The organism is Streptomyces sp. NPDC004051, assembly GCF_053604275.1.
On the sequence record NZ_JBSGHG010000002.1, the window covers coordinates 103,184 to 126,584 of the forward strand.

18 protein-coding genes are annotated in these 23,401 nt (G+C 67.9%); 11 read left to right on the top strand and 7 right to left on the bottom strand.

Annotation, left to right across the window (positions count from 1 at the left end):
* Positions 1–186 precede the first annotated feature (186 nt).
* Positions 187–1,524, top strand: coding sequence for an MATE family efflux transporter (locus ACWEQO_RS04025; RefSeq protein WP_361457284.1), 1,338 nt, complete (start codon positions 187–189; stop codon positions 1,522–1,524).
* Between the two features lie 95 nt (positions 1,525–1,619).
* Here the strand turns inward: ACWEQO_RS04025 and rplI are convergent, their stop codons facing one another.
* From rplI to rpsF, 4 genes are all read right to left on the bottom strand, one after another.
* Entirely contained in the window at positions 1,620–2,066 is a 447-nt protein-coding gene (gene rplI, locus ACWEQO_RS04030; protein ID WP_361457287.1) for a 50S ribosomal protein L9, read from the bottom strand.
* A gap of 18 nt (positions 2,067–2,084) precedes the next feature.
* Complete coding sequence (rpsR, locus tag ACWEQO_RS04035; protein ID WP_003949403.1) at positions 2,085–2,321, bottom strand: 30S ribosomal protein S18; 237 nt, start codon at positions 2,319–2,321, stop codon at positions 2,085–2,087.
* A gap of 42 nt (positions 2,322–2,363) precedes the next feature.
* Positions 2,364–2,951, bottom strand: coding sequence for a single-stranded DNA-binding protein (locus ACWEQO_RS04040; protein ID WP_361457290.1), 588 nt, complete (start codon positions 2,949–2,951; stop codon positions 2,364–2,366).
* Positions 2,952–3,028: 77 nt separating this feature from the next.
* A complete protein-coding gene (gene rpsF / locus ACWEQO_RS04045; RefSeq protein ID WP_062188887.1) occupies positions 3,029–3,319 on the bottom strand; it encodes a 30S ribosomal protein S6 in 291 nt (96 codons plus the stop codon).
* A 315-nt stretch (positions 3,320–3,634) separates the two neighbouring features.
* Here rpsF and ACWEQO_RS04050 point away from each other — a divergent pair, with 315 nt between their 5' ends.
* The 3 genes from ACWEQO_RS04050 to ACWEQO_RS04060 all read left to right on the top strand — a co-directional run bounded on the left by ACWEQO_RS04050 (position 3,635) and on the right by ACWEQO_RS04060 (position 6,349).
* Entirely contained in the window at positions 3,635–3,949 is a 315-nt protein-coding gene (locus ACWEQO_RS04050) for a hypothetical protein (protein ID WP_361457294.1), read from the top strand.
* A 163-nt stretch (positions 3,950–4,112) separates the two neighbouring features.
* A complete protein-coding gene (locus ACWEQO_RS04055) occupies positions 4,113–5,234 on the top strand; it encodes a lipid II:glycine glycyltransferase FemX (RefSeq protein ID WP_361457297.1) in 1,122 nt (373 codons plus the stop codon).
* Between the two features lie 83 nt (positions 5,235–5,317).
* A complete protein-coding gene (locus tag ACWEQO_RS04060) occupies positions 5,318–6,349 on the top strand; it encodes an alanine racemase (protein WP_361457300.1) in 1,032 nt (343 codons plus the stop codon).
* Positions 6,350–6,473: 124 nt separating this feature from the next.
* On the opposite strand, the gene ACWEQO_RS04065 is transcribed toward ACWEQO_RS04060, so the two are convergent.
* Positions 6,474–7,973, bottom strand: coding sequence for a glycosyltransferase family 87 protein (locus tag ACWEQO_RS04065; protein WP_452978658.1), 1,500 nt, complete (start codon positions 7,971–7,973; stop codon positions 6,474–6,476).
* A 106-nt stretch (positions 7,974–8,079) separates the two neighbouring features.
* Positions 8,080–10,776: a transglycosylase domain-containing protein gene (locus ACWEQO_RS04070; RefSeq protein WP_452978661.1), complete on the bottom strand. Its 2,697-nt coding sequence runs from the start codon at positions 10,774–10,776 to the stop codon at positions 8,080–8,082.
* 398 nt (positions 10,777–11,174) lie between these two features.
* Here ACWEQO_RS04070 and ACWEQO_RS04075 point away from each other — a divergent pair, with 398 nt between their 5' ends.
* The 4 genes from ACWEQO_RS04075 to ACWEQO_RS04090 all read left to right on the top strand — a co-directional run bounded on the left by ACWEQO_RS04075 (position 11,175) and on the right by ACWEQO_RS04090 (position 14,941).
* Entirely contained in the window at positions 11,175–11,858 is a 684-nt protein-coding gene (locus ACWEQO_RS04075) for a PadR family transcriptional regulator (RefSeq protein ID WP_361457309.1), read from the top strand.
* A 44-nt stretch (positions 11,859–11,902) separates the two neighbouring features.
* Positions 11,903–12,985, top strand: coding sequence for an inositol-3-phosphate synthase (locus ACWEQO_RS04080; RefSeq protein ID WP_361457312.1), 1,083 nt, complete (start codon positions 11,903–11,905; stop codon positions 12,983–12,985).
* A 78-nt stretch (positions 12,986–13,063) separates the two neighbouring features.
* Positions 13,064–14,326, top strand: a complete 1,263-nt coding sequence (locus ACWEQO_RS04085) for an MFS transporter (protein ID WP_452978665.1) — start codon at positions 13,064–13,066, stop codon at positions 14,324–14,326.
* Between the two features lie 123 nt (positions 14,327–14,449).
* The gene (locus tag ACWEQO_RS04090; RefSeq protein ID WP_452978668.1) at positions 14,450–14,941 is read left to right on the top strand and encodes an LppU/SCO3897 family protein; all 492 of its coding nucleotides are present in this window, start codon (positions 14,450–14,452) and stop codon (positions 14,939–14,941) included.
* Positions 14,942–15,061: 120 nt separating this feature from the next.
* Here the strand turns inward: ACWEQO_RS04090 and ACWEQO_RS04095 are convergent, their stop codons facing one another.
* Positions 15,062–16,528, bottom strand: a complete 1,467-nt coding sequence (locus ACWEQO_RS04095) for a CCA tRNA nucleotidyltransferase (RefSeq protein WP_452978670.1) — start codon at positions 16,526–16,528, stop codon at positions 15,062–15,064.
* A gap of 254 nt (positions 16,529–16,782) precedes the next feature.
* Here ACWEQO_RS04095 and ACWEQO_RS04100 point away from each other — a divergent pair, with 254 nt between their 5' ends.
* From ACWEQO_RS04100 to ACWEQO_RS04110, 3 genes are all read left to right on the top strand, one after another.
* Entirely contained in the window at positions 16,783–19,170 is a 2,388-nt protein-coding gene (locus tag ACWEQO_RS04100; protein ID WP_452978672.1) for a DUF6049 family protein, read from the top strand.
* Between the two features lie 45 nt (positions 19,171–19,215).
* Positions 19,216–21,513 carry a murein biosynthesis integral membrane protein MurJ gene (gene murJ, locus ACWEQO_RS04105; RefSeq protein WP_361457327.1) on the top strand — a complete coding sequence of 766 codons (2,298 nt, stop codon included), beginning with the start codon at positions 19,216–19,218 and terminating at the stop codon, positions 21,511–21,513.
* Positions 21,514–21,653: 140 nt separating this feature from the next.
* The gene (locus tag ACWEQO_RS04110) at positions 21,654–23,372 is read left to right on the top strand and encodes a protein kinase family protein (RefSeq protein ID WP_452978675.1); all 1,719 of its coding nucleotides are present in this window, start codon (positions 21,654–21,656) and stop codon (positions 23,370–23,372) included.
* Positions 23,373–23,401: the final 29 nt, after the last annotated feature.

Genomic DNA, 23,401 nt, shown 5'->3' on the forward strand with positions numbered 1-23,401 from the left:
ACCCCCTGACGCCGCAATGAGCGCGCTGACCTGGGGTTTCATAGTCCACTGCCTGTGTAGAAGAAAAACTTTCCCAGACGGGCCAAGATCCATTCGATCGCTGTGCTCATGCACACACCCCACACCATCAAGTAAGGGTCTACAGGGCTTTGCATCTCTTACCTGTGGACGATTAGATTGGTGCACATGACACAGGCCCCCGCGCGACCACGCGCCGTCCGACGGCAGCACGACCGCGAGATCGTCATGCTGGCCGTCCCGGCTTTCGGCGCACTTGTCGCCGAGCCCCTTTTCGTCCTGGCCGACAGCGCCATCGTCGGCCATCTCGGCACCGCACAGCTCGCCGGTCTCGGCATCGCGTCGGCCCTTCTGGTGACCGCCGTGAGCGTCTTTGTCTTCCTGGCCTACGCCACCACCGCCGCCGTCGCCCGGCGCGTCGGCGCCGGCGATCTCCCTGCCGCCATCCGCCAGGGCATGGACGGGATCTGGCTCGCCCTGTTCCTCGGTATCGCCGTCATCGCTGTCGTGCTGCCCACGGCCCCGGCCCTGGTGGACCTCTTCGGCGCCTCGGACACGGCGGCCCCCTATGCGATCACCTATCTGCGCATCTCCGCCCTCGGCATACCGGCCATGCTGATCGTGCTCGCCGCGACCGGCGTCCTGCGCGGACTGCAGGACACGAGGACGCCCCTCTACGTCGCCGTCGCCGGCTTCGTCGCCAACGGCATCCTCAACGTGGGGCTGGTCTACGGCGCCGGCCTCGGTATCGCGGGCTCCGCCTGGGGCACGGTCATCGCCCAGTGCGGCATGGCCGCCGTCTATCTGATCGTGGTGCTCAGAGGAGCACGCCGACACGGCGCCTCACTGCGCCCGGACATCGCGGGGATCAGGGCCTCTGCCCAGGCCGGCGCACCGCTGCTGGTGCGCACTCTCTCCCTCAGGGCCATCCTCATGATCACGACCGCCGTCGCCGCCCGGCTCGGCGACTCCGACATCGCGGCTCACCAGATCATCCTCTCCCTGTGGAGTCTGCTCGCCTTCGCACTGGACGCCATCGCGATCGCCGGGCAGGCCATCATCGGCCGCTGTCTGGGAGCCGGGGACGCACAGGGAGCCCGTGAGGTGTGCCGTCGCATGGTGGAGTGGGGCATCGGCGTCGGAGTCGTTCTCGGCGTGCTCGTGCTGCTCTCCCGGCCGGTTTTCCTGCCCCTGTTCACCAGTGATTCCTCGGTCGTCGACGCGGCACTGCCCGCTCTGGCGATCGTCGCCCTGTCCCAGCCGATCTCCGGCATCGTCTTCGTTCTGGACGGGGTGCTGATGGGCGCGGGCGACGGCGCCTACCTGGCCTGGGCGATGCTGATCACACTGGCGGTCTTCACCCCGGTCGCCCTGCTGGTCCCCGTGTTCGAGGGCGGTCTCACCGCGCTCTGGGGCACGATGACGCTCATGATGACCGTTCGATTGCTGACCTTGTGGGTCCGCGCCCGTTCGGGCCAGTGGGTCGTCACCGGCGCCACGCGCTGACACGTTTCCGCGAAAGACGGCGTTTCACGGGAAACGACGGTGGGGGCCACACCCCGAAGGGTGCGGCCCCCACTCACTGCTTCGGCGAGCAGTACTTACTCCGAGACGACCTCGACGTCGACCTTGGCGGCGACCTCGGGGTGCAGACGCACGTGCGTCTCGTGGGTGCCCAGGGTCTTGATCGGGGCGCCCAGCTCGATGCGGCGCTTGTCGACCTGAGGACCGCCGGAAGCCTTGATCGCGGAAGCGACGTCGGCCGGGGTGACGGAACCGAAGAGACGACCGGCGTTGCCGGAGCGGACCGCGAGGCGGACCTTGACGCCCTCGAGCTGGGCCTTCACCTGGTTGGCCTGCTCGATGGTCTGGATCTCGTGGATCTTGCGAGCACGACGGATCTGCTCGACGTCCTTCTCGCCACCCTTGGTCCAGCGGATCGCGAGCTTCCGCGGAACCAGGTAGTTGCGAGCGTAGCCGTCCTTGACGTCGACGACGTCGCCCGCGGCACCGAGGCCGGAGACCTCGTGGGTGAGGATGATCTTCATGAGTCGGTCACCCTTCCCTTATCGCGCGGTGGAGGTGTAGGGCAGCAGCGCCATCTCACGGCTGTTCTTGACGGCCGTGGCGACGTCACGCTGGTGCTGCGTGCAGTTGCCGGTCACGCGGCGGGCACGGATCTTGCCGCGGTCGGAAATGAACTTCCGCAGCATGTTCGTGTCCTTGTAGTCCACGTACGTGACCTTGTCCTTGCAGAATGCGCAGACCTTCTTCTTCGGCTTGCGCACAGGCGGCTTCGCCATGATGTATCTCCTGTGTGATCAAGAAGTGTGGGTACGGCCCACCTAGAAGGGGGGCTCGTCCGAGTAGCCGCCACCGCCGCCGGAGCCACCGCCCCAGCCGCCGCCCTGGCCGCCACCGCCCTGGTTGCCGCCGGCGGGAGCGCCGCCGGTCGCCCAGGGGTCGTCGGCCGGGGCGTTGCCGCCCTGCTGGCCGCCGCCGGGGCCTCCGCCCCAGCCGCCGCCCTGCTGGCCGCCCCCGCCGCCGTAACCACCCTGTCCACCGCGGCCGGTGGTCTTGGTGATCTTGGCCGTGGCGTTGCGCAGGCTGGCGCCGACTTCCTCGACGTCCAGTTCGTAGACCGTGCGCTTGACGCCCTCACGGTCCTCGTAGGACCGCTGCTTCAGCCGGCCCTGCACGACGACGCGCATGCCTCGCTGGAGCGACTCGGCGACGTTCTCCGCCGCCTGACGCCAGACCGAGCAGGTCAGGAACAGGCTCTCGCCGTCCTTCCACTCGTTCGTCTGGCGGTCGAAGGTGCGGGGGGTCGACGCGACACGGAACTTCGCGACGGCCGCACCGGACGGGGTGAAGCGCAGCTCGGGGTCATCGACAAGGTTGCCGACGACCGTGATGACGGTCTCGCCTGCCATGGGGGAACCTCTCGGCGGGTTTGCTGCTGGCTGCTGGTACTGCTACTCGAATCCCGGGACCGACTGAGCGGAGACGCTCAGTGGTTCTCGGGACGGAGGACCTTGGTCCGGAGGACCGACTCGTTCAGGTTCATCTGGCGGTCGAGCTCCTTGACGACCGCAGGCTCGGCCTGCAGGTCGATGACCGAGTAGATGCCCTCGGGCTTCTTCTTGATCTCGTACGAGAGACGACGACGGCCCCAGGTGTCGACCTTCTCGACCTTTCCGCCGCCGTCACGGACGACGGAAAGGAAGTTCTCGATCAGCGGGGAGACAGCACGCTCCTCGAGATCGGGGTCGAGGATGACCATCACCTCGTAGTGACGCATGTGGAACCCACCTCCTTCGGACTCAGCGGCCACGGTCGTTCCGTGGCAGGAGGGTCGTGATGCGTTGCGCAACGATGCCTGTCAGTAGAACAGCCGCCACTGACAATCGATGTCGGGCGGCGGTTTCCCAGGCCGGCCGGGGCGGACCGTGGTCCTGCCCTGCCCCTGACTGGATCTGTCCGGACAGACACCGGTGCAGACGGTACACAGTACCCGCACAGTGGCTTCCGGTTGAAATCCGGCCCGGAAGCCCGTCAGGCTGTACGCATCGGGTGTGTACGGCGCTACTATGCGCCGCCTTTCGCAGGAGGTGCCATGGCACAGGCATTGCGACCCAACACCGCCGGAGGCCTTTTCGCCACGGACGGAAAGCCCCACCCACTCCAGGACACCCTGCTCGCGGTGACCCTGGTGCTGGGCATCACATCCTTCATCACAGCGATGTTCCACTCCCTGCACCTGCTCAGCTCCTGGACCGGCCTGGTGGGGATCCTCACCGGCGCGTACGGCCAGTGGGTCTCGCAGACGACAAGGGCGCGCTTCGGCCTCATCGTGGGCCTGGGCGCATCGGCCGTCGGATTCTTCCTGGGCATGGCCCACGGAGGCCTCTTCGGCGGGCTCATCGACTGATTCCGAACACCCCCTGCCCGAATACGTGGAGCGCCCCGGCCGACCACCGGCCGGGGCGAAGGTCCGTGCGCCCAACCGGGTCGGTCCCCAGGCGCAGTAGGCTTCGCGCGAGAGCCGGAGCCCCTGATCCCATGGGGACACACCAGCCCGAGGAGCGCCCCGAATGACCCTGACCCTGAGGACCATCAGCCGAGAGCAGCATCTGGCGTACATCCAGAGCCTGCCGTCGGCGAGTCACATGCAGGTCCCCGCCTGGTCGGACGTCAAGGCGGAATGGCGCTCGGAGAACCTCGGCTGGTTCGACGAGCGGACCGGTGAGATGGTCGGCGCCGGCCTCGTCCTCTACCGGCAGCTGCCCAAGATCAAGCGCTACCTGGCCTACCTGCCCGAGGGCCCGGTCATCAACTGGTTCGCGCCAAACCTTCAGGAGTGGATCGAGCCGATGCTCGCGCACCTGAAGCAACAGGGCGCGTTCTCGGTGAAGATGGGCCCGCCGGTGGTCATCCGGCGCTGGGAAGCGGTGACCATCAAGAAGGGGATCCAGGACCCGGACGTGAAGCGTCTGCGTGACCTGGAAGCCGACTTCATCGAGCCCCGTGCCTTCGAGGTCGCCGACAAGCTGCGCCGCATGGGCTGGCAGCAGGGCGAGGACGGCGGGGCCGGCTTCGGCGACGTCCAGCCGCGCTACGTCTACCAGGTGCCGCTGGCGAACCGGTCCCTGGAAGAGGTCCACAAGAACTTCAACCAGTTGTGGCGCCGCAACATCAAGAAGGCCGAGAAGGCCGGCGTCGAAGTCGTCCAGGGCGGTTACGACGACCTGCCCGAGTGGCAGCGGCTGTACGAGATCACCGCCGTGCGCGATCGTTTCCGGCCGCGTCCGCTGTCGTACTTCCAGCGCATGTGGACCGCCCTCAACACCGAGGACCCCAACCGCATGCGGCTGTACTTCGCCCGGCACAACGGCGTGAACCTGTCGGCGGCCACGATGCTGATCGTCGGTGGCCACGTCTGGTACTCCTACGGCGCCTCCGACAACATCGGCCGTGAGGTCCGGCCCTCGAACGCGATGCAGTGGCGGATGCTGCGCGACGCCTACGCGCTCGGCGCCACCGTCTACGACCTGCGCGGCATCTCCGACTCGCTGGACGAGACGGATCACCTCTTCGGCCTGATCCAGTTCAAGGTGGGAACGGGCGGCCAGGCCGCCGAGTACCTCGGCGAGTGGGACTTCCCGCTGAACAAACTGCTCCACAAGGCACTCGACATGTATATGTCGCGCCGTTGATCCCGTCCCCGTCGCACCGTCCGATCCATCAGCTCTCTTCTCTCTGACACACCGCAGCAACCAGAAAGGTTCCAGGTCCGGCCATGGCGCTCACGCTCTACGTCGACACCGCGCGCTGGCGGGCGCACCACAAGCACGTACAGCAGCAGTTCCCGGGGCTCGTACCGGTCTGCAAGGGCAACGGCTACGGCTTCGGGCACGAGCGGCTGGCCGAGGAGGCCACCCGGCTGGGCTCGGACGTCCTCGCCGTCGGCACGACGTACGAGGCCGCCCGGATCAAGGACTGGTTCGGCGGTGACCTGCTGGTGCTGACGCCGTACCGGCGCGGTGAGGAGCCCGTCCCGCTGCCCGACCGGGTGATCCGCTCGGTCTCGTCGGTCGACGGTGTGTACGGCCTGGTCGGCGCCCGGGTGGTCATCGAGGTGATGTCCTCGATGAAGCGGCACGGCGTCAGCGAGCAGGATCTGCCCCAGCTGCACTCCGCGATAGAGAACGTCCGGCTGGAAGGCTTCGCCATCCACCTGCCGCTGGACCGCACCGACGGATCGGACGCCGTCGAGGAGGTCATCGGCTGGATGGACCGCCTGCGGGCCGCCCGGCTCCCCCTGCACACGATGTTCGTCAGCCATCTCAAGGCCGAGGAACTGGTCCGGCTGCAGCAGCAGTTCCCGCAGACCCGTTTCCGCGCCCGTATCGGTACCCGGCTGTGGCTGGGGGACCACGAGGCCACCGAGTACCGCGGTGCCGTCCTGGACGTCACGCGCATCGCCAAGGGGGAGAGGTTCGGCTACCGCCAGCAGAAGGCCGCGTCCGACGGCTTCCTGGTGGTCGTGGCGGGCGGTACGTCGCACGGGGTGGGCCTGGAGGCCCCCAAGGCCCTGCACGGTGTCATGCCGCGCGCCAAGGGCGTTGCCCGCGCCGGACTCGCCACGGTGAACCGGAACCTCTCTCCGTTCGTCTGGGGCGGCAAGCAGCGCTGGTTCGCCGAGCCGCCGCACATGCAGGTGTCGATCCTGTTCGTGCCCGCGGATGCCCCGGAGCCTCAGGTCGGCGAGGAACTGGTGGCCCATTTGCGGCACACCACCACGCAGTTCGACCGGATGCTCGACCGCTGAGCGGCGGCGGGGAGGGGACGAGCCGAGCGGTGAGCGCGGAACGCGGGAAAGGCGTCTGAGCAGGCGTCCGGACAGCGAGAAAGGCCGGGCACGGTAGTACCGTGCCCGGCCTTTCTGATGCCGCTCAGAGTGAACCGCTGGTGGCGCCGGCCCCGCCCCACTCGACCCGCGGCCCGTCGAAGTGTGCGACATGCCGTGCGGGCCGGGCGGCGGGACCGAGCACGAAGGCGTCCTCGGCCCGGTCGAGCACCCCTCCCGAAGGGTCGTCGTCACCGGAGCGCCGCACCGGGTCACGCTCGGGCAGCAGGATGTCGCGCACGATCATGACGCACAGATAGAGCGTCCCGAGCAGGTGCAGAACGATGGCCCAGTGATAACCGTCCGCGGGCAGTCCCTTGTGGTCGTCTCCGCTGGTCGTGTACGCGAGGTACATCCAGATGCCGAGGAAGTAGGCCACCTCGCAGGTCTGCCAGATCAGGAAGTCCCGCCACTTCGGCCGGGCCAGGGCGGCCAAGGGCACCAACCACAGGACGTACTGGGGCGAGTAGACCTTGTTGGTGAGGATGAACGCCGCGACGACCAGGAAGGCGAGCTGTGCGAAGCGCGGTCGGCGGGGAGCCATGAGGGCGAGCGCGGCGACGCCCACGCAGCACAGCAACATCAGCGCCGTGGCGAGCGTGTTCACGGTCTCGGTGCTCAGCGGGTCGGACGAGTTGTGGGCGATGATCAACCAGAAGGAACCGAAATCGACGCCCCGTTCCTGGCTGAACGTGTAGAACTTCGACCAGCCGTCGAAGGCGAAGAACATCACCGGCCCGTTCACCACGGCCCAGGCGACGACCGCACCGCCCAGGGCGGTTCCGTACTCCCGCCAGCGGCCGGCGCGCCAGCACAGCACCAGCAGCGGCCCCAGGAGAAGCACGGGGTAGAGCTTGGCGGCCGTGGCAAGCCCCAGGAGCACCCCGAAGGCGAGGGAACGGCCACGCGACCACATAAGCATCGCCGCGGCCGTCAGGGCGACCGCCAGCAGGTCCCAGTTGATCGTCGCGGTCAGGGCGAAGGCGGGCGCCAGAGCGACCAGGAGACCGTCCCAGGGCCGCCGGGTGTGCGTACGGGTCACACAGACGGCGATGACGGCCGCGCACACCATGAGCATCCCGGCGTTGACCATCCAGTACCACTGCTCCTGGTCCTGGATACTGCCGCTGCCCGGCGTGAGCCAGGAGGCGACCTCCATGAACACACCGGTCAGCACCGGGTATTCGAGGTACTGCATGTCGCCGGGGAGCTGGTCGAAGTACGGCACGAGGCCATCGGCGAAGCCCCGCCCCTGGTAGAGGTGCGGGATGTCCGAGTAGCACGCGTGCGTGTACTGGGAACCGGCCCCGAAGAACCACGCGCCGTTGTAGCAGGGCGCCTTCTGGACCAGGCCGAGGGTGAACAGACCGATCGCCACGAGCACGATCACCCGGACCGGACTCCACCAGGACGCCCCGAGGAGGGCATGCCGCCCGAGCGGACCACCGATCAGCTCGCTGCCGGCCTCGGCGACCTTGTCCTCCCGGGTCGGTTCCACCAGCTCCGGTTCGCGGACGCTCGCTTGCGTCGATTCTCCACTGGGCATGCCGACATCCTGCCGTACGTGCCGGGAGTACGCCGAGGGCCGCCGTACCCGTGGGGTACGGCGGCCCTCGTTTCACGTGAAACACCCAAGTCGGGCAAACGTCCGGTTACCCGGCCGGGCCTCCGAAGAAGCCCCCGTTGTTTCCGCCACCGTTTCCGTTGCCGCGGTTGTTGCCTTCCTCTTCCGATTCCGAGGGCGACGGTGAACTGGTCACCCCGCCATCCGTCCCGCCGGCGTCCGCACCACCCGGCCCGCCCGGCCCGGTGCCACCCGTGTCGTCCTCCCCCTTGCAGCGGAAGTCGAGCGGCCTACAGGTCTCGGTCTCACTCGGCGTGGGGGTACTGGGCTCCGGCTCGGGCTCCGAGGTCGACGGAGACGGCGACGGCGTCTCCTCCTCGGTCTCGGTGGGCGAAGGAGTGGGGGTCGGCGACGGAGCGTCGTTGACGATCTTGCCGATGGGCTTCGGCGTCGGGAAGGGCACCGACTCCTTCCCCTTCAGCGCGTCCTCCATGTAGTCCGCCCAGATCTCGGACGGGAACGAGGCACCGTGGATCTTCTTCTGGCCGCCCGTACCGAACATCTTCAGGAACTCGCGGTTCTTGATGGTCTCGTCGTCGGGGTACCGGAACATGCTGATCGCGGTGGACAGCTGCGGGGTGTAGCCGACGAACCAGGCGGACTTGTTGCCGTCCGTGGTACCGGTCTTGCCGGCCACCTCGCGACCCTCGAGCTGGGCGTTGGAGCCGGTTCCCTCCTCGACCACGGTCTTCAGGACGTCCGTGACGTTGTCCGCGACCAGAGCGGTGAACGCCCGCTCGGTCTTGGTCTTGTGCGTGTAGACCGTGCCGTCCTTGCTGCTCGTCACCTTCTTGACGGAGAACGGCTCACGCTGCTTACCACTGGCCGCGAAGGTGGCGTACGAACCCGCCATCCGGATCGCGCTGGGGCTGGAGGTACCAAGGGAGAACGACGGGTAGTTCGTTCCGGCGAGGCTGCCCTCCAGAAGCCCGGACAGCATCGCGGACTCCTTCACCTTGTCCAGGCCGACGTCCACGCCGAGCTGGACGAAGGAGGAGTTCACCGAGTACTGCATCGCCTCACGGAGGTCGATCTTGTAGTCGGGCGCAGTGCCGTACGTCTCGTCGCCGTCATTGACCTGCTCCCACTGCTCACCCTTCTCGTTCTGCCAGATCGACCCGTCGTACTCCTTGATCTTGAGCCTGTTCTTGCCGCTGTACAGGCTCTTCTCGGACACCTGCGTCCGCTCGTCCTGGGCCTGGTCCGGATCCTTGTCGGGGTCCCGGACGCCCCACTGCATGGCGGCCGCCAGCACGTATGGCTTGAACGTCGAGCCGACCTGGGCGCCGGTCGAGTCGGCGTTGTTGGTGAAGTGCTTGGTCGCGTCGGTGCCGCCGTAGATGGCCACGATCGCGCCGGTCGCCGGGTCCACCGTGGCCCCGCCGAACTGGACGTGGGTGTCCGTCTCCGGGCGCTCCTCGGGCTTGATGTTCTTCTTGTAGACCTTCTGGACCGACTCCTCGAGTGCCTTGACCTTCTTCTTGTCAAAGGTCGTGTAGATCGAGTAGCCCCCCTGCTCCAGCAGGTCGGCGGTGATGCCGGTTTCCTCGCTGTTGTTGACGATGTAAGCCTTGGCGAGGTCCACGAGGTAACCGGTCTGCCCGCTCAGCGCGGTGTTCGACCGGGGATTCTGCCACTCGGGCAGCTTGGTGTACTTGGCCCTGATCGAGGGATCCAGATGTCCGTACTCGACCATCTTCTCCAGCGTGTCCTGCATCTGGAGCAGGGCACGCTTCTTGTTCTTCGCAGGGGTGGCGTGGACCGGGTCGATGGAGCTGGCGCCGGCGGGGTCGTAGTAGGTGGCTCCCTTGAGGACCGCCGCCAGGAAGGCGCACTCGCCCTCGTTGAGATCAATGGCCTTCTTGTCGAAGTAGGCCTGGGCCGCAGCCTGGATCCCGTAGGCCCCACGTCCGTAGTACGCCGAGTTCAGGTAGCCCGCGAGAATCTCATCTTTTTCCTTGGTGGTGCCCACCTTGACCGAGACGAACATCTCCGTGACCTTGCGGGAGAGCGTCTGCGACTGGTCGTCCAGCATGGCGTTCTTGACGTACTGCTGGGTGATCGTGGAGCCACCCTGCGTGTTGCCGCCCCTGGCCATGTTGAACACGGCGCGGGCGATGCCCTTGGGGTCGATGCCGCTGTCCTCGTAGAACGTCTTGTTCTCCTGGGAGATGACCGCGAGCTGCATCGCCCTGGGGATCTCTTCGAGCTCGATGATCTGGCGGTTGCGCTCACCGCCCGTGGCGACCATCTGTGAGCCGTCGGACCAGTAGTAGACGTTGTTCTGCGCCTTGGCGGTCTTGGCCACGTCAGGAACGCCCACCATCGCGTACCCGATCCCCGCGGCAGCGACCATGCTGCCGAAGAACGCGATACACAGACCGGTGACGAGTCTCCAGGACGGCATCCAGCGGCGCCAGCCGTCCTTGTCGTGGCGCGGATAGTCGATGATCCGCTCCTTGCCGGAAGGTGCCGCCCGGCCCCGGCCGGGCCCGGTGGAGCCGGCCCGGCGGCTCCCGCCTCTCTGTGCCGCGCGTCGCGCTTCGGCGCGGCTTCCATAACTGTGCTCCTCGCCCCCCGAGTCCGACCCGTAGGAATCGGACGGAGACCCGGTGGCGCCGCGCGGCGCCGCGCGGCGGCCGGAGGACGAGCCTGACTGGCCTCGTCGGGCCGCGGCACGTCCGCCACCCTGCGGCTGCGGTGGTTTGCGACGGTGCTCGCTCATCGAACGACTACTCCTCGGGCAGGCGCATCTCGCGCGCCTGGAAACGGCAGCTGGTTTCCGGTCCCCCCGAAGTACGGATGCGGTGGGTTCCGCATTCATCCCGTACTGCACCGGGGACGAGGACGCCCCCAGGCGTCACTCGGTTCCCGGTGTGTTGTGCATGGCGCACAGACTACGCATCGTCAAAACCTGCCGAGCGCAGAAGTTCGGCTCAAATCAGGCAACTTGCTCCGATCGAACCGGTGATGTGATCCCGTTCACCACCCTCCCCCTTGTCCCGGCCGGATGACCGTTCTATCGTCGTGATGTATCGAGTCGATACATCAGCTCGGCATAAAGACGGCGATGAGCCGACCACGAGACCGTCACGGCACGACCGCGGCAGAGAGGAGGCGACGATGAGCCGGCGTTCCGGGATCCTCGAGTTCGCCGTACTCGGCCTGCTCCGCGAGTCTCCGATGCACGGCTATGAGCTGCGCAAAAGACTCAATACGTCACTGGGTGTGTTCCGTGCCTTCAGCTACGGGACGCTCTACCCCTGCCTCAAGACGCTGGTCGCCAACGGCTGGTTGATCGAGGAACCGGGGAACACCACAGAGGACGCCCTCGCCGCTCCCCTCACGGGTCGTCGCGCCAAGATCGTCTATCGGTTGACGGCCGACGGTAAGGAGCACTTCGAACAGCTGCTCTCCCAGACGGGCCCCGACGCGTACGAGGACGAGACCTTCGCCGCGCGGTTCGCCTTCTTCGGACAGACGTCACGCGACGTACGCATGCGTGTGCTGGAAGGCCGCCGCAGCCGGCTGGAGGAGCGCCTGGAGAAGATGCGCCTCTCCCTGGCCCGGACCCGGGAGCGTCTCGACGACTACACGCTCGAGCTCCAGCGTCACGGGATGGAGTCCGTGGAGCGGGAAGTGCGCTGGCTGAACGAGCTCATCGAGAGCGAGCGGGCCGGGCGAGACCTCAAGGGTCCCGCCTCCGGGGCGACCCCTCGACAGGACACCACATCTGGAGCGTCGGGCGACCTGCCCCGGCCCGGGGACCACCCCCGGCCGGATTCGCCCGACGACACCGTCACGTGAGTCCCGCTCAGGGCCTCACTCGTACTACACAGGGAGCAACCGGAATGGGTTCGGTTCGCGTAGCCGTCGTCGGCGTGGGCAACTGTGCCGCATCGCTGGTACAGGGAGTCGAGTACTACAAGGACGCCGACCCGGCGTCCAAGGTCCCGGGCCTGATGCACGTCCAGTTCGGCGATTACCACGTCCGCGACGTCGAGTTCGTCGCCGCTTTCGACGTGGACGCCAAGAAGGTCGGCCTCGACCTCGCTGACGCCATCGGCGCCTCCGAGAACAACACCATCAAGATCTGCGACGTCCCCAACACCGGTGTGACGGTCCAGCGCGGTCACACCCTCGACGGTCTCGGCAAGTACTACCAGGCCACCATCGAGGAGTCCGCGGAGGAGCCGGTCGACGTCGTCCAGGTCCTCAAGGACAAGCAGGTCGACGTCCTGGTCTGCTACCTGCCCGTCGGCTCCGAGGACGCGGCGAAGTTCTACGCCCAGTGCGCCATCGACGCCAAGGTCGCCTTCGTCAACGCCCTCCCGGTGTTCATCGCCGGCACCAAGGAATGGGCGGACAAGTTCACCGAGGCCGGCGTGCCGATCGTCGGTGACGACATCAAGTCCCAGGTCGGCGCCACCATCACGCACCGCGTGATGGCGAAGCTGTTCGAGGACCGCGGCGTCGTCCTGGACCGCACGATGCAGCTGAACGTCGGCGGCAACATGGACTTCAAGAACATGCTCGAGCGCGAGCGCCTGGAGTCCAAGAAGATCTCCAAGACGCAGGCCGTCACCTCCCAGATCCCCGACCGGGACCTCGGCGAGAACAACGTGCACATCGGCCCGTCCGACTACGTCGCCTGGCTGGACGACCGCAAGTGGGCCTACGTGCGCCTCGAGGGCCGTGCCTTCGGCGACGTCCCGCTGAACCTGGAGTACAAGCTCGAGGTCTGGGACTCCCCGAACTCCGCGGGTGTCATCATCGACGCCCTGCGCGCCGCGAAGATCGCCAAGGACCGCGGCATCGGCGGCCCGATCCTGTCGGCTTCGTCGTACTTCATGAAGTCCCCTCCGGTGCAGTACTTCGACGACGACGCCCGCGCCAAGGTCGAGAAGTTCATCCAGGGCGAGGACGAGCGCTAGAACCTCCCCGCTGTGGGCAGTTGAGGGTCCCCGGGTCGTGTGACCCGGGGACCCTCCCCGTATGTGAGGCTGTGGCTCATGGCCGTCGTCCGTGACCTGCGCGTTCTGCTGCGTTTCCAGGGCTTCAGACGCCTGCTCGCCGTCCGGCTGCTCTCTCAGAGCGCCGACGGCGTCTACCAGGTCGCCCTCGCCGCCTATGTGGTCTTCTCGCCGGAGAAACAGACGTCCGCCGCGGCCGTCGCCTCCGCCATGGCGGTCCTGCTGCTCCCCTACTCCCTGGTCGGCCCTTTCGCCGGGGTCCTGCTGGACCGCTGGCGCCGCCGTCAGGTGTTTCTGTACGGCAACCTGCTGCGCACGTTGATGGCCTCGGTGACCGCCGTCCTGATCCTCGGCCAGGTCCCGGACTGGCTTCTCTACGTCTCGGCCCTGTGTGTCACCGCCGTCAACCGCTTCGTCCTCGCCGGCCTGTCCGCCGCCCTGCCGCGCGTCGTGGACTCCGAACGGCTGGTCGTCGCCAATTCCCTCTCGCCGACGGCCGGCACCCTCGCGGCGACTGCGGGCGGCGGTCTGGCCTTCCTCGTACGTCTGGTCGTCGCCGACTCCGACGCCGCCGTGGTGCTCGTGGGCGCGGCGCTGTACCTGTGCGCGGCCCTGGCGTCGCTACGCATAGCGAAGGAACTGCTCGGTCCCGACCGGGCGCTGGTACGTCCACGGCTCACCACGGCACTCACCGGTACCGCCCGCGATCTGTTGGCAGGCCTGCGCCACCTTGCCGCATCTCCGCGCAGGGAGGCGGCCTGGGCGCTCACCGCGATGTCCCTGATGCGGTTCTGCTACGGCGCCATGCTCGTCATGCTGCTGATGCTGTGCCGGTACGCCCTGACCGAGACCACGGACGAGGGACTCGCCCTTCTGGGACTGGCTTTGGGCGTGTCCGGCGCCGGCTTCTTCGTCGCGGCCGTCGTGACTCCTTGGGCCGCGGGGTGGTTCGGGCCCGGCCGATGGATCATGCTGTGCGCGGCGGCCGCCGCGGTCCTGGTGCCCGCGCTCGGACTGCCCTTCGCCACCGGCCCCCTGCTGGTCGGGGCGTTCGTCCTGGGGCTGACCACCCAGGGCGCGAAGATCGCCACGGACACCATCGTCCAGTCCTCCGTCGAGGACGGTTTCCGAGGCCGGATCTTTGCCCTCTACGACGTCCTGTTCAACGTGGCTTTCGTCGGCGCCGCCGGAGTGGCCGCCCTGATGCTGCCACCGGACGGTCGGTCGGCCCCACTGGTGGTAACGATCGCCGTTATCTACGGGGCAGTAGCTGTGGCTATCGGCCGTTTTGAGCGCCAGTAAGTGTCACATCAATGCCACAGAGCTCCTGCACGGCGTGGCGTTGTCAGTGACAGCCGATACCTTACGTGCGTCTTGTCAACGCGTCTTTTGCGCCACGCACTCACGTTCCAGGGGGACCTCCAAGTGACCACTCCGCCGCCTCAGGGCAACCCCTTCGCCCAGGGTCAGCAGCAGCCCTACGGCCAGCCCCAGGGCCAGGCTCCGCACCCGCCCCAGGGCGGCTTCCCCCAGCAGGCCGGTCAGCCCGGCTTCCCCCCGCAGGGGGCCCCGGTTCCCCCGCCGACTCCCGCCGGGCGCTTCAGCAAGAAGCTGCTGCGCGTCCTCGGCCTCATCGTCGTCGCGGTCCTCATCGCCCTGGGCAAGTGGTTCTTCGGACAGACTGACGCGGAGACCACGTCCGTGGGCAGCTGTATGCACAACGAGGGCACACAGGCGAGTCCGGACCTCAAGACGGTCGACTGCTCTTCGAGCGACGCCCAGTACAAGGTCGTCGAAAAGTTCGGCAACACCAGTGACGACAGCAAGTGCGAGGCCGTCCAGGAAGCGACGATCTCGTACTACCAGACGGGCAGCAGCAGCCACAAGGTGGTCCTCTGCCTCAAGGAAGTGGAGTAACACCTCCACCCGGACCACATGCGTGGGGGCGGTGTTTCACGTGAAACACCGCCCCCACGCATGTGCAAGGGAGTCGTGTTTCACGTGAAACACGACTCCCTTTACTCCCTTTCCGCGTTCTCAGCCCTGCTGCTCGGCCCACCACTCCTTGAGGGCAGCCACCGCCGCGCCCTGTTCCATCGGGCCGTTCTCCAGACGAAGCTCCAGCATGTGCTTGTACGCCTGGCCGATCGCCGGCCCGGGCTTGACGCCGAGGATCTCCATGATCTGGTTGCCGTCGAGGTCCGGGCGGATGGAGTCCAGCTTCTCCTGCTTCTGGAGCTTGGCAATGCGCTCCTCCAGGCCGTCGTACGCACGGGACAGCGCGGCCGCCCTGCGGCGGTTGCGTGTCGTGCAGTCCGAGCGGGTCAGCTTGTGCAGCCGATCCAGAAGCGGCCCCGCGTCCCGGACGTAGCGACGGACGGCGGAGTCCGTCCACTCTCCCGTGCCGTAGCCGTGGAAACGCAGATGAAGCTCGACCAGGCGTGAGACGTCCTTCACCAGTTCGTTGGAGTACTTGAGAGCCGTCATGCGCTTCTTCGTCATCTTCGCGCCCACCACCTCGTGGTGGTGGAACGAGACCCGGCCGTCGCCCTCGAAACGGCGCGTGCGCGGCTTGCCGATGTCATGCAGCAGGGCCGCAAGGCGCAGTGTCAGGTCGGGGCCGGTGTCCTCCAGCGCCATCGCCTGTTCCAGGACGATCAGTGTGTGCTCATAGACGTCCTTGTGCCGGTGGTGCTCATCGCTCTCCAGGCGCAGGGCCGGCAGTTCGGGCAGCACGTGGTCGGCGAGCCCGGTGTCGACGAGCAGTGTCAGTCCCTTGCGGGGGTGAGCGGACAGGACCAGCTTGTTCAGCTCGTCCCGGACCCGTTCGGCCGAGACGATGTCGATGCGACCGGCCATCTCCCGCAGGGCCGTGACCACCTCGGGAGCCACCTCGAAATCGAGCTGAGCGGCAAAGCGCGCGGCTCGCATCATCCGCAGCGGATCGTCCGAGAAGGACTCCTCAGGGGTGCCCGGTGTGCGCAGCACACCGGCCGCGAGATCGTCCAGGCCACCGTGCGGGTCGATGAACTCCTTCGCGGGAAGTGCGAGGGCCATCGCGTTCACCGTGAAGTCACGGCGGACGAGGTCCTCCTCGATGGAGTCGCCGTACGCCACCTCCGGCTTGCGTGACGTGCGGTCGTACGCTTCCGAGCGGTAGGTCGTCACCTCGATCTGAAAGCTTCGGTCGACGTCTCCGACGCGGACGTCCTTCTGGGCTCCGACAGTGCCGAAGGCGATCCCCACCTCCCAGACGGCGTCCGCCCACGGGCGGACGATCTTCAGAACGTCCTGCGGGCGGGCATCGGTCGTGAAGTCGAGGTCGTTGCCGAGCCTGCCGAGCAGAGCGTCCCGGACCGAACCGCCGACCAGGGCGAGTGAGAAACCGGCCTCCTGGAAGCGGCGGGCGAGGTCGTCGGCGACAGGGGCGACCCTCAGCAGTTCGTTGACTGCTTGGTCCTGCACCTGGCTCAGGGCACTGGTTTGTTCGTTGGCGTTCGGCACAACAGAAAAGGGTACGTGGCCCGGACGGCCGGAGGCTCCCCCTGGGCCGGGCACGGCCTCCTCCGGCGAGACCCGTACGAGGCCTGCCCCCCAGGCACGGGACGGGCTCCCCTTATACAGCCACATAGAGGGCAGGGCGGCGCTCCCCCCGATCTTGCGGACCGGTCCGCGGCACTCAGCCCTTCCGCACCTCGTTACCATGCGTGGACGTACATTCCGACGACCACTGACGACGACAAGGGACGGGCGAGCGCGTGGCCGAGGCGGCAGACTTCCAGGGGACGAGTGCCTCACCTGCCCACCGCTGGCTGCGGCGCACCGGAACCCTGTTCGCCGGAGTACCCCTGCTGGCCGGCCTGCTCCAGTTGCCCGCCGCGTCTCCGGCGAGCGCCACCGCACAGAGCGCCCGGCAGGCTCCCTCCGGTGCGGGATCGGTCTCCGTCTCCGTGAACTCGCTCACCCCGAGCACCCCCACCGAGGGAGACACCGTCACCGTGTCCGGCACGGTGACCAACAAGGGTGGAAAGGCGGTCACCGCCGCCCACGTCGGTCTGCGTGTGGGCCCCCTGCTGGACACCCGCTCCGGGATCGAGACCGTCGCCAGGAACAGTGACGACGTCCAGGGCTCCGTCGGCCCGGAGATCGACGACAAGTACTCCCAGGAGTTCGAACGCCTCGCTCCGGGTGTCTCGCAGCCCTTCAGCATCTCCGTGCCGGCGGACGAACTGAGCCTCGGAGAGAACGGCGTCTACCAGCTGGCAGTGGCCCTCTCCGGGCAGACTGCCGCCCAGCCGTGGGAGCAGACCCTCGGTGTCCGGCGCACGTTCCTGCCGTGGCAGCCCGAGGAAGTCGACAAGAAGACGAGAACGACGTTTCTGTGGCCGTTGATCTCCACGGTCCACACGACGGCGGAGACCGGTTCGGACGAGCAGCAGACCCCGGTCCTCCGCGACGACGTCCTGGCCAAGGAGATCTCCCCGGGCGGTCGTCTGGACCGAATGGTGGCACTGGGCAAGGACCTCGATGTCACCTGGGTGGTCGATCCGGACCTGCTGGCATCCGTCGACGCGATGACCGAGAGCTATGAAGTGCGAGGTGAGGATGGCACCACCACGGCGGGCCGTCATCAGGCTGTCGCCAAGAGATGGCTCGCCCGGGTGCAGAGCGCGGTGGCGGACGACGAGGTCGTCGCGTTGCCCTTCGGCGATCCGGATCTTGCCTCCCTCGCTCACAACGGCACGTCGGTCACCGGCTCCCTGAGTCATCTCAAGGAGGCCACGGATGTCGTCGTCAACACGGTGGAGCCGATACTCCACGTGAAACCGACCACCGACTTCGCCTGGCCCGTCAACGGCGCGGTGGACCCCTCCATCGTCAAGGTCGCCACGTCCGCCGGCGCCGACAAGGTGATCGCCCGCAGCGACAGTTTCCGGGAGACCGGTGACCTGTCGTACACGCCTTCGGCCGCCCGCCCCATCGGGGGCGGCACCACGGCGGTGGTCGCGGACGCCCGGTTGTCCACCCTGTTCCAGGGCGATATGACCAAGGCCTCCACCTCCACGGCCACGGTGCAGCGGTTCCTGGCACAGAGCCTGACGCTCAGCCTCCAGACCGGTAGGCAGCGCAGCGTCGTCGTGGCCCCGCAGCGCACTCCCTCCGCGAGCCAGGCCCAGACGATGGCCGAGGTACTGAAAGCCGTCCAGGACGGAAACTGGTCGGAGCCCCAGGACCTCACCGCCGCCTCGAAGGCGAAGCCGGACCCCGCCGCCGCCACCGAGGTTCCCTCCGCCTCCTCGTATCCCTCCTCGCTGCGCAAGCAGGAGCTGCCGCAGTCGGCGTTCGAGCAGATCGCGAGGACACAGGACAAGCTCGACAAGTTCCAGGTGATCCTCTCCGACCCGTCCCGGGTGGTGACCCCGTTCGGCCGGGCCCTGAACCGGGGGATGTCCGTCTCGTGGCGCGGCAGGGCCGCCGAGGCGGCCACCTACCGCAGCGGCGTCGAGGTGTACCTCGACGGACTTCTCGACCAGGTGAAGCTGATCGAGAAGTCGGAGACGAAACTGTCCGGCCGCAGTGCCACGATCCCCGTGACCGTCCAGAACAACCTGGTACAGGGCGTCGAGCACCTGACGCTGCGGCTCACCTCGACCAACCCGACCCGTCTCGAGATCGAGGGAGCCGCCTACGGAGAGCAGCCGATCACCGTCTCGGGCGGTCACAGTCAGTCGGTGAAGTTCACCACGTCCGCCAACGCCAACGGCCGGGCGACGGTGATCGCCCAGCTGTACACGCAGGACGGCCAGAAATACGGCGAGCCGGTCACCTTCGACGTCAAGGTCACCGAGATCACCGCCACGGTGATGCTGGTCATCGGTGGCGGTGTCCTGCTGCTCGTCCTTGCCGGCTTCAGGATGTACACCCAGCGCAAGCGTGCCGCGGCCCGCGAGGTCCTGGAGGAGAAGCGCGCGCCGGACGGGGGCGCCGAAGGCCCGCAGAACCCGGACACCTCCGCGGTACGTCTCGCCGAGGAGACGGAGGACGGTTCGGAAACGGACGCCCCGGAGCAGCCGAGTGACCCGGCACCGGACACCGCACCGGAAAGCGCAGACCCGTCCGGCACGGGTGAGAGAGTGGACCGTTGAGGATGTCGTGGCCGGGTGGGCCAGGGACGATGAGGTGGGGTAACCATGAACGCGCCGTACGACGGTGACCGCGGCCGTGCCGCGGGCAACTCGGGCCATCCCGAGTCGGACCCGCCCGAGGGTCCGCCGCCCGGGCACGACCAGGCTCCGCAGCCGCCCGCTGATACGTATCTCCAGGACACCTACGACCAGGACCCCTACCGCGCGCAGGACATCGCCGCCCAGGACCCGGTCGCGGAGGCCCTGTACGACCGCGCGGCGCACCCCCCGCCCCCACCGGGCACGTACACCCCTCAGCAGCCGCTGTACGGGCAGCCTCCCCGGTCGCCCCACGCACCCGACCCACGGGTGTGGGCCCAGGCCCCCGCACCGGAACCTGACGCTCCGTCCCCGTACCTCCCGTACGGGGACGATCCGCGCACGACGCAGTTCGTGGGCGTGGACGACCTGGTCGGCCAGGCCGGAGGCCGGCGCCATGAGCCGGACGCCTTCGCCCACCTGCTCCGCGATCAGCAGCAGGACGGCGGCTACACCGAACAGCACGGCGGTGGGCGTCCCGGCTACCAGCAGGTGGCCGACCGACAGTCCCCCGAACCGGTTCCGGTACCCGGCCCGGCCTCCGCGGCACCCGGCCACTACGCGGGAGCCACACCTCCGCCTGCCGCCGAGCCGCCCGCACCGGAACCGGCTGCCGTGCCGCCCGCGAAGAAGGGCGGCCGGGCCGGAGGGCTGCTGAAGTCCAGTGCCGTGATGGCGGCGGGCACGATGGTGTCGCGCCTCACGGGATTCATCCGCTCCGCGCTGATCGTCTCGGCACTCGGTCTGGGGCTCCTCGGTGACTCGTTCCAGGTCGCGTACCAGCTGCCGACCATGATCTACATCCTCACCGTCGGCGGCGGCCTCAACTCCGTCTTCGTGCCGCAGCTCGTCCGCGCCATGAAGGACGATGCCGACGGTGGCATCGCGTACGCCAACCGACTGCTGACCCTCGTGATGGCGGCCCTGGCCGCACTCACCGCCGTCGCGTGGCTCGCCGCGCCGCTCCTCGTGCGTGCGCTGTCCAGCCCGGTCGCCTCCGACCCCGCGGCCAACGAGGTCGCCGTCACCTTCACCCGCTACTTCCTGCCCTCGATCTTCTTCATGGGCGTACACGTGGTGATGGGGCAGATCCTCAACGCACGCGGCCGGTTCGGCGCGATGATGTGGACCCCGGTCCTCAACAACATCGTCATCATCGTGACACTCGGTACGTTCATCTACGTCTACGGCACGGCCGCCAACTCGAAGATGACCGTCACGAACATTCCACCGGAAGGCCAGCGTCTCCTCGGCATCGGCATCCTGCTCGGCCTCGTCGTCCAGGCCCTGGCCATGATCCCGTACCTGCGCGAGACGGGATTCCGTCTCCGTCTGCGCTTCGACTGGAGGGGGCACGGTCTGGGGAAGGCGGCGAAACTCGCCAAGTGGACCATCCTGTTCGTACTCGCCAACCAGGCGGGCGCGCTGGTCGTGACCCAGCTGTCCACAGCGGCCGGCCTGAACTCCGATGTCCAGGGCACCGGCTTCGCCGCCTACGCCAACGCCCAGCTGATCTGGGGCCTGCCCCAGGCCATCGTCACCGTCTCGCTGATGGCCGCCCTGCTGCCCCGGATCTCCCGCTCGGCGGCAGAGGACGACAGCGGCGCCGTCCGGGACGACATCTCCCAGGGCCTGCGCACCACGGCCGTCGCGATCGTGCCGATCGCCTTCGGTTTCATCTCGCTCGGCATCCCGATGTGCACGCTGATGTTCGGCTCCTCGGGCACCGACGCAGCGACCAACATGGGTTACATGCTGATGGCCTTCGGTCTCGGTCTGATCCCCTACTCCGTGCAGTACGTCGTCCTGCGTGCCTTCTACGCCTACGAGGACACCCGGACCCCCTTCTACAACACGGTCATCGTGGCCGCGGTCAACGCGATCGCCTCGGCCGTCTGCTTCTTCGTCCTCCCGGCCCGCTGGGCCGTGGTCGGCATGGCTGCCGCGTACGGCCTTGCCTATGTGGCCGGCGTCGGTGTCGCCTGGCGCCGGCTGCGCAAGCGGCTGGGCGGGGACCTGGACGGCGCCCGCGTGCTGCGGACGTATGCCAGGCTGTGCATCGCCTCGATTCCGGCCGCGCTGCTCAGCGGTGCGGTCTGCTACGGCATCGGGAACAGTCTCGGCCAGGGCGCCGGAGCTTCGTTCGTCGCGCTGCTGGCCGGTGGTGCCGTCCTGCTCGGCGTCTTCTTCGTCGCCGCCCGCCGGATGCGCATCGTGGAGGTCAACTCGCTGGTCGGTATGGTCCGCGGACGCCTGGGACGCTGAGTCACGGGTAACCGCACAACCATCGTCAGCCTTTGTGTGTCGTGCATAGCGGCGGACTGTGGGCACAATTGGTTTTGGCGTCGGACGACGCGCGAGGGCGGTCGGCCGACGCGCATGGGATGGGGAGGCAGGGAACGACGGTGGCGGAACGGAGCACAGCTGCCGTCGACGTGGCAGACAACAGCGGCGAACAGCCGCTGACCGCGCAGGCGGACCAGTCCACGGCCGACGGGTTGGTCAAGAACCGGGAGCAGGACACGGACAGCGACGCGGCACAGGAGAACACGGGGGCCGACGGTTCCGGGACGACGTCGCCGCTCGAACTGCACAGCGGTCACAAGCTCGCCAGACGCTACCGTCTCGAAGAGTGCGTCACCCGTCTGGACGGATTCAGCAGTTGGCGTGCCGTGGACGAGAAGCTCCGCCGCGCCGTCGGTGTGCACATTCTGCCCGCGGACCACTCCCGTGCCCGCTCCGTCCTGGCCTCGGCCCGTTCCTCCGCCCTGCTGGGCGACCCTCGCTTCGTCCAGGTCCTGGACGCCGTCGAGGAGAACGACGTCGTCTACGTCGTCCACGAATGGCTCCCCGACGCCACCGAGTTGACCACCCTCCTGGCGGCCGGCCCGCTCGAGGTGTACGACGCCTACCAGATGGCCAGTCAGGTCTCCTCCGCCATGGCCGCGGCCCACCGCGAGGGGCTGGCCCATCTTCGGCTGAACCCCAATGCGGTGCTGCGCACCTCGACGGGTCAGTGGCGCATTCGGGGTCTCGCCGTGAACGCGGCGTTGCGCGGCGTCGAATCCGACACCCCGCAGCGCACCGACACCGAATCCATCGGCGCCCTGCTGTACGCGGCACTCACCCAGCGCTGGCCGTACGAGATCGACGCATACGGTCTGTCAGGGCTGCCGAAGGACATCGGTCTGATCCCGCCCGACCAGGTGCGGGCCGGTGTCCACCGCGGCCTGTCCGAGCTCTCCATGCGCGCACTGGCCAACGACGGCGCCACCGCTTCCCGCCATGAGTCCCCGTGCACCACGCCGGAGGAACTGGTGAAGGCGATCGGCGAGATGCCCCGCATCCGCCCGCCGGAGCCTGCCTTCACCACCCCGCCGGACTACCAGCGCACGACATACCAGCAGGGCTCCTACGGGCGCCCGGCACCCGGTCCGGGCGTCACCCAGCCGGTGCCGGCCCCGCCGCCCCCGTTGCAGAGTCGTACGGGCAAGGCGCTGAAGTGGGCCGTGTCGGCGCTGCTGATCGCCGCACTCGGTCTGGGCAGCTGGCAGCTCGCGGACGCCCTCATCGGCCAGGGCGGCACCGCGGACGACACCAACAAGACGCAGACGACGGACGGCAACGACAAGAGCCCCCAAAAACCCAAGCCGGCCGAGCCCCTCACGATCCAAGGCGCTCGGGAGTACGTAGCGACGGGTGCGGCTCAGGCTCCCGGTGATGTGACCAAGACCTACGACAACGACGAGTCGACCTACTGGCGGACCAAGAAGTACAACGCCGGCCCGACGCTCGCGCCCTACAAACCCGGAGTGGGCATCGTCTACGACCTCGGCTCGGCCAAGGAGGTCTCGGCGGCGTCGATAGGGCTCCGGTACACCGGTGACCACACGACGGTGCACCTCTACGCCACGGACTCGCTGACCCCTTCGACCGGAATCGACGGCATGAAGGAGATCGGTTCTGCCACGACCAGCGACAGATCGCTGAATGTGAAGGCGTCGGACCCGGTGAAGACGCAGTACGTGCTGCTGTGGATCACGGCCGTCCCGAACGCGCCCGCCGACGGGTACAGCAGCGCCGGCTACAAGCAGGCCATCACCGACCTGAAGTTCACCGGCTGACGTCTCACCGAGCGAGGGGAGGGGGTCCG